This is a genomic window from Streptomyces tateyamensis (assembly GCF_003205575.1).
GTDB lineage: Bacteria > Actinomycetota > Actinomycetes > Streptomycetales > Streptomycetaceae > Kitasatospora > Kitasatospora tateyamensis.
Genome location: NZ_PYBW01000040.1, coordinates 91,938 through 97,937 on the forward strand (window position 1 = coordinate 91,938; position 6,000 = coordinate 97,937).

A 6,000-nucleotide genomic window follows, 5' to 3' on the forward strand; every position below is an offset into this window, starting at 1 on the left:
GCGCCGCGTTCGTGACCGGAAATGAGGGACATGTTCGACTGGCTCCGCGCGCACGACCCGGACCTCGCCGCGACCCGGCGGGCCGGGCGCACCGCCCTGGTGATGCCCGCCCTGTTCGCGTTCTGCACCGAGGTGCTGCACGCGCCGACGGTGGCTGGCTACGCCGCGTTCGGCGGCATCTCGATGCTGCTGCTGGTCGACTTCTCCGGCCCGATGGCGGCCAGGCTGCGTGCCCAGGCCGGGCTGGCGCTGGCCTGGGCGGTGCTGATCACCCTGGGCACGCTGGCCGCCGGGAAGCTCTGGCTGGCCGTCACCGCGACCGTGCTGGTCGGCTTCGCGGTGCTGTTCGCCGGTGTGGTCAGCTCGGTGCTGGCGGGCAGCTCCACCGCGCTGCTGCTCGCCTTCGTGCTGCCGGTCAGCGCACCCGCACCGCTCGGGCAGTTGCCGGAGCGGCTGGCCGGTGCGGGTCTGGCGGCCTTGGTCGCGCTGCCGGCCGTCGCGCTGCTCTGGCCGCGCCCGGTGGCCGATCCGCTGCGGGCCCCCGCCGCGCTGGTCTGCCGCGCCGCCGCGCAGCAACTGCGCCTGGACACCGCCCGCCTGGACACCGCCCGCCTGGACACTGGGCGCGTGGACTCCGCGGGCCTGGACACCGGGCGCCCGGGCGGTGCAGGCGGGCACACCGCGCACCCCGGAGCGGCTGACCGGAGCACCGCGGCCGACTGCTGGATGGCCGCCGAGCGCACCGCCGAAGCCGCCACCGCCCTGCGCACCGCCTTCGACGCGACCCCCTACCGCCCCACCGGGCTTTCGCTCAGCTCCCGCGCGCTGGTCCGCCTGGTCGACGAGCTCACCTGGCTCTGCGCCGTGGTCGCCGACCGCCCCACCTACGCCGAGGCACCCCCCGCCTGCGACCCGGCCGCCCGCACCGTGCGGCTCGCCGTCGCCGACGTGCTGGAGCGCGCCGCCGACCTGCTCACCGACCTGCGCGCCGAGGTGGCCCCCCTGCGCGCGGCCGTGCGGCAGCTGGAGTCGGCGGTGGCCGGCCTGGAGCACAGCGCCACCGTCCGGCTGCCGGTGGACCGCGCGGTGGGCGAGCGCCCCGCCGAGGTCTACGGCTTCATCGCCACCCTCGACCTCTCGTTCCGGGCCCAGGAGCTCGGCTTCGCCGTGCGCCAGATCGCCGGCAACGTCGAACTGGCCGCCACCGCCTGGCAGCGCCGGTGGGCCGACCGCCTGCTCGGCCGCGAACCGGGCGCACTGACCGGACCGCTGGCCGCCGCCCGCGAGCGCGCCGCCGCCCACCTGGGGCTGCGCTCGGTCTGGCTGCACAACAGCCTGCGCGGCGGGGTGGGCCTGGGCATCGCGGTGCTGCTGGCCGAGCTGACCAGTGTTCAGCACGGGTTCTGGGTGCTGCTCGGTACCCTCTCGGTGCTGCGTTCCAACGCGCTGAGTACCGGTCAGAACGCGGCCCGGGCGGTGGGCGGCACGCTGGTCGGCTCGGTGCTCGGCGCCGGACTCCTGCAACTGATCGGGCACCACGGCACCCTGCTCTGGCTGGTCCTGCCGGTCGCGGTGCTGTGCGCCGGGATCGCGCCCGCCGCGATCTCCTTCGCCGCCGGGCAGGCCGCCTTCACCGTCACCCTCGCGGTGCTGTTCAACATCGGCCAGGACCCGGACTGGCACATCGTGCTGCTGCGGATCCAGGACATCGGGCTGGGCTGCGCCGTGAGCCTGGTGGTGGCGCTCTTCTTCTGGCCGCGCGGCGCGGCCGCCGCGGTGGACAAGGCGCTGGCCGAGGCCTACACCGACAGCGCCGGCTACCTGGCCGGTGCCGTGGACTACGCGCTCGGCCACGCCGGCACGGCCGCGCCGGAGCGCGAGCGCCGCACCGCGGCCGCCGCCGCTCGCCGACTGGACGACGCCTACCGCAGCTACCTGGCCGAGCGCGGCGCCAAGCCGCTCTCACTGGCCGACACCACCACGCTGGTCACCGGCGTGGTCGGCCTGCGGCTGGCCGCCGACGCGGTGGTCTCGCTCTGGCAGCACCCGGCGCGGCCGACCGCGACCGACGGGGAGGGTGTTGGCGGGGCCGAGCGCTCGGCCGAGTGTGGGGCCGACTGCCGGGCCGTCGGCGTCACCGGGCCTGGGGCCGAGCGCGGGGCCTTCAGCGAGACCGAGACCGAGGCGCACCGGGCCATCCAGGGCGCGACCACCCGGGTCACAGCCTGGTACCGGGGCCTGGCCCGCACGCTGGACGGGCGCAGCCCGCTGCCCAGCCCGGTCGAGCTGCACCCCGAAGCCGCCGCCCGGTTGGTGGGGTCGGTGCGCAGTGAGCTCACCGACCCGCAGGGCCGGGCCACCCCGACCGCGGTCCGGCTGATCTGGACCCGCGACCACGTGGACGTGGCCCGCCGGCTCCAGCCCAGCCTGGCCGCGGCGGTGACGGGGCACGAGTAGAGCTGACCAACCGGCGTGTGACGACCGGTCAGCGGACCACGTCGAAGACCTGCTTCTGCAGGCCGTTGGGGTACACCGCGTGCTCGACCAGGGCCAGCTTCTGGGTGTCCTTGTCGGTGGTGCTGAACAGCCGCTTGCCCGCGCCCAGCAGCAGCGGGAAGACCAGCAGGTGGTAGCGGTCGATCAGACCGGCGTCGGAGAGCCCCTGGTTGAGCGCGGCGCTGCCGTGCACGATGATCGGGCCGCCCTCGGTCTCCTTCAGCGCGGCGACCTCGTCCAGCGAGCGCAGGATGGCCGTCTCGCCCCAGTTGTCGACCAGCTGGTCCTCGGCCAGCGTGGTGGAGACCACGTACTTGGGGATCGCCTTGTAGTGGGCGAACTCCGCCATGTCCGGCCAGACCGGGCTGAACGCCTGGTAGCTGACCCGGCCCAGCAGCATCGCGGTGGACTCCTCCTGCTCGCGGCCCTTGAGCTCGAAGGCCTCGGGGAGGAAGTCGATGTCCTTGAAGGTCCAGCCGGCGTTGCGGTAACCGGCCTCGCCGCCGGGGGAGTCCACGACGCCGTCGAGCGAGATGAACGCGGAGCTGATCAGGGTGCGCATGGGAGGTTCCTTGCTGTGTAGGTGTGCAGGTGTGCAGGTGTAAGAGGAAGGGAGGAGGTCGGTCAGGCGAAGAGGTCGGTCAGCCACTGCTGCCAGGCGGCCTCGGCACCGGCCGGGGCCGGGCCGAAGAGGTGGTGGCCGGTCAGCACCACTCCCGGGCCGTGGTGGAAGGAGAAGATGCCGTCGGCGGTGCGCAGCTGCAGGTGCTCCTCGTTGGACCAGGTCACCTCGCCGTCCAGGACCGGCAGGCCCTCCGGACGGGCCTGCACCCGGGCGCCGACGGGGGGCCGGTCCGGCAGCGCGAGCCCGCGGGCCAGCACCGTGCCGAGCTGCTCGGCCGACTGTCCGGCAGGCATCGCGAGGGCGAAGACCGGGACGGCGGTGCGGCCGGGAAAGTGCGTCAGGTACTCGGCGAGCGTGTGCAGGTGGAAGGGCCAGCCGCGGCGCAGCGCGTCGTACTCGTCCTGCCAGTCGTCGCCGAGCAGGCCGCTGTGCACCAGGCGGAGCACGGTGCTGCCGCCCGCACGGCCCTCGATCAGGTACTCGAAGGCCATGAACCGGCCGTCCTCGGCGGTGGCGGTGCGGGTCGCGAACCGCTTGCCGGGCTCGAAGGCGGTGATCACCGCCTGCGCGACGTGGCCGCCGGTGTCCATCGAGGCGGTGCCGCCCTCGCGCGGCTCGACCTCGTTGCGGCCCATGAACCAGGCGTCGATGCCCGGCCCGGTGGCGATCGCGGCCCAGACCTGCTCGGGGTCGGCCGGCAGGGGGGTGCTCAGCTCGATCTCGAAGGGGTGCGTCATGGTCTGTCGTCCTGTTCTGGCGGTTCCGGCGGTTCTGGTTGTTCCGGCTGATCCGGGTGTTCCGGTACGGGATTTGCTGCGGTGAGCGGTGCGGCGGGGATCTGGTGCAGCGCGACCACCACCCGGTGACTGCGCCCGCCGTCGGCGGACTCGTCGTGGTAGCGGCTGACCAGGGCCGCGACGGCCTCTGTCAGCTCCGCGGCGAAGGCGGTGCGGTCGGCCGCGGTGGCGAAGCGGACCTCGGCGTCCAGGCCGAAGGTGGCGACCCGGCGCCGGGCCCTGGCCGCGCCGGTGACCAGTGCCCCCACCTCCTGGACCAGGCGGGCCCCGAGCGCGAGCAGCCAGTGGGCCGACAACTGGTCCGGGGAGCGCGAGGGGTCGGGGCTGACCTCGGCCAGCGCACTGGGCGAGATCACGTAGGACGCGGCCGTCGCGCGGTACACCCGCTCGGTGACGTTGCCCTTGCGCCGCTCCTCGGCGAGCTCGACCAGGCCGTGCCGCTCCAGTTCCTTGAGGTGGTAGTTGACTTTCTGTCGGGCCAGGCCCAGGCGCCCGGCCAGCATGGCGGCCGAGCCCGGCTCGGCCAGCGCGGCGAGGATCCGGGACCGCATCGGGTCCAGCGAAGCCTCGGCGGCGGCACGGTCTTCGATCACAGCGACGTCCAGCACCCCTCCAGGATGCGACCGACAAAAAAATTTGTCAAGGAGGGGAAGCTTGTCGGTGTGTTGCGCGATGGGTCGCGGTCGGCTCCGATGGGGCCTTACTCCAGGGCGTTCTACTTGGACGTCGTCACCACCGGAACCGTGCTCGGCGCGCGACCGACCGACTCGCCCGAGCGGGCCGACGAGGCGCAGCCGGTCCGGCCGTAGGCTGCCGCCGGCCCCGCTCGCGGGTCGGCCGGCCGACAGGGCGTCAGCACGCCGCCCGGGGGACCATCGAGGTGAGAAACCGGGTCGCGGCGGACCGATGAGTTCGCCCGTTCCGAGCAGTCTGCATTCCCGACCGACCACCGACTCAGCGGGAGTACGCCATGGGCCTCATCCACCTCGCCCTGTTCACCACCCTCGACCTCGTCGGGCAGGCGCCCGGCGGCCCCGACGAGGACCCGGCGGACTTCCGCTTCGGCGGCTGGCAGGTGCCCCTGCTGGACGAAGTCGCCGGCGCCCAGGTCGACGCCGCCTACCAGGGCACCGACGCCCTGCTGCTCGGCCGGCGGACGTACGACATCTTCGCCGCCTACTGGCCGAAGGCCGGGGACAACCCGTTCGCCGCCCTGTTCAACAGCGTCCCGAAGTACGTGGCCTCCCGCGGCAGGCCCGACCTCACCTGGGCGGGCTCCACGCAGCTCGGGCCGGACCTGCCCGCCGCGGTGCGCGAGATCCGCGACCGGCACGAGCACGTGAAGGTGGTCGGCAGCCTGGACCTGGTGCAGACCCTGCTGCGCGAGAAGCTGTTCGACCGGATGGACCTGTGGGTCCACCCGATCGTCCTCGGCACCGGGAAGAAGGTCTTCGCCGGCGGCGCGGTCCCCACCAACGTCACGCTGCTCGAACCGCCGGTCGCCAGCCCGCGCGGCACCGTCCTGCTGCGCTACGGGTTGGCCGAGGGCACGCCCGCCACCGGGGACATGGCCGCACTCCCCGAGGACACCGAGGGCTGAGGCCGGCGGCCGAGGAGGAGCCCCCGGCCACAGTGAGCTTTCGCCATCGTCGAACGTGCTGGTCAGAGCCTCTGGCGTGGTGCTCAGCCGGGGTGCTCGGGCTGGTCATGGGCGGGAGTCTGCCGTCTTGATCGTTCGTCAGGTGGGCGGCATAGAGGTCCCGTCACGCCGGCCCACACACAACGCACCGTGCCAGGGCGATACGGTGACTTCGTGCGATGGGGATGCGCATTTGGGGGAAGGGGTCACCTTGATCGACAGGCCTGATGAGAGCAGTCAACGAGACCCCGAGCCGCGACCGGACCTGGCGCGGCGCTCGGCACCGTTTCTGCCCGCCGATAGCGAGATCCGGCAGGTGTTCGTCTGCCAGAGCGCGCCGAACTTCTTGTACTTCGTCGTTACTTATCTCACCGGACTGACGATGTTCGTGAACAAGTACCGTTGCGTGGCGGCCACCCGAGACGCCATCCCTTGTTCTTCGC

Annotated in this window: 6 protein-coding genes; 3 read left to right on the forward strand and 3 right to left on the reverse strand. The window is 73.3% G+C overall.

Features of this window, described 5'->3' with window-relative positions:
- Positions 1 to 30 precede the first annotated feature (30 nt).
- Positions 31 to 2,457, forward strand: a complete 2,427-nt coding sequence (locus tag C7C46_RS13320; protein WP_110669129.1) for an FUSC family protein — start codon at positions 31 to 33, stop codon at positions 2,455 to 2,457.
- A 28-nt stretch (positions 2,458 to 2,485) separates the two neighbouring features.
- On the opposite strand, the gene C7C46_RS13325 is transcribed toward C7C46_RS13320, so the two are convergent.
- The 3 genes from C7C46_RS13325 to C7C46_RS13335 all read right to left on the reverse strand — a co-directional run bounded on the left by C7C46_RS13325 (position 2,486) and on the right by C7C46_RS13335 (position 4,526).
- Positions 2,486 to 3,058, reverse strand: coding sequence for a dihydrofolate reductase family protein (locus C7C46_RS13325; protein WP_110669131.1), 573 nt, complete (start codon positions 3,056 to 3,058; stop codon positions 2,486 to 2,488).
- 62 nt (positions 3,059 to 3,120) lie between these two features.
- Positions 3,121 to 3,858: an SRPBCC family protein gene (locus tag C7C46_RS13330; RefSeq protein WP_110669133.1), complete on the reverse strand. Its 738-nt coding sequence runs from the start codon at positions 3,856 to 3,858 to the stop codon at positions 3,121 to 3,123.
- Complete coding sequence (locus tag C7C46_RS13335) at positions 3,855 to 4,526, reverse strand: ArsR/SmtB family transcription factor (RefSeq protein ID WP_110669135.1); 672 nt, start codon at positions 4,524 to 4,526, stop codon at positions 3,855 to 3,857. The genes C7C46_RS13330 and C7C46_RS13335 overlap by 4 nt, the downstream gene beginning before the upstream one ends.
- 362 nt (positions 4,527 to 4,888) lie before the next feature.
- Here C7C46_RS13335 and C7C46_RS13340 point away from each other — a divergent pair, with 362 nt between their 5' ends.
- Complete coding sequence (locus C7C46_RS13340) at positions 4,889 to 5,518, forward strand: dihydrofolate reductase family protein (protein WP_110669137.1); 630 nt, start codon at positions 4,889 to 4,891, stop codon at positions 5,516 to 5,518.
- A gap of 250 nt (positions 5,519 to 5,768) precedes the next feature.
- Positions 5,769 to 6,000: hypothetical protein (locus C7C46_RS35910; RefSeq protein WP_220040610.1), on the forward strand; the 232-nt coding region annotated here is incomplete at its 3' end.

What these genes read in the sequence shown, in the direction of transcription:
- C7C46_RS13340 (WP_110669137.1), top strand. Translation starts at nt 4,889, where the DNA reads ATGGGCCTCATCCACCTCGCCCTGTTCACCACCCTCGACCTCGTCGGG.
- C7C46_RS13320 (WP_110669129.1), top strand. Translation starts at nt 31, where the DNA reads ATGTTCGACTGGCTCCGCGCGCACGACCCGGACCTCGCCGCGACCCGG.
- C7C46_RS13330 (WP_110669133.1), bottom strand. Translation starts at nt 3,858, where the DNA reads ATGACGCACCCCTTCGAGATCGAGCTGAGCACCCCCCTGCCGGCCGAC.
- C7C46_RS13325 (WP_110669131.1), bottom strand. Translation starts at nt 3,058, where the DNA reads ATGCGCACCCTGATCAGCTCCGCGTTCATCTCGCTCGACGGCGTCGTG.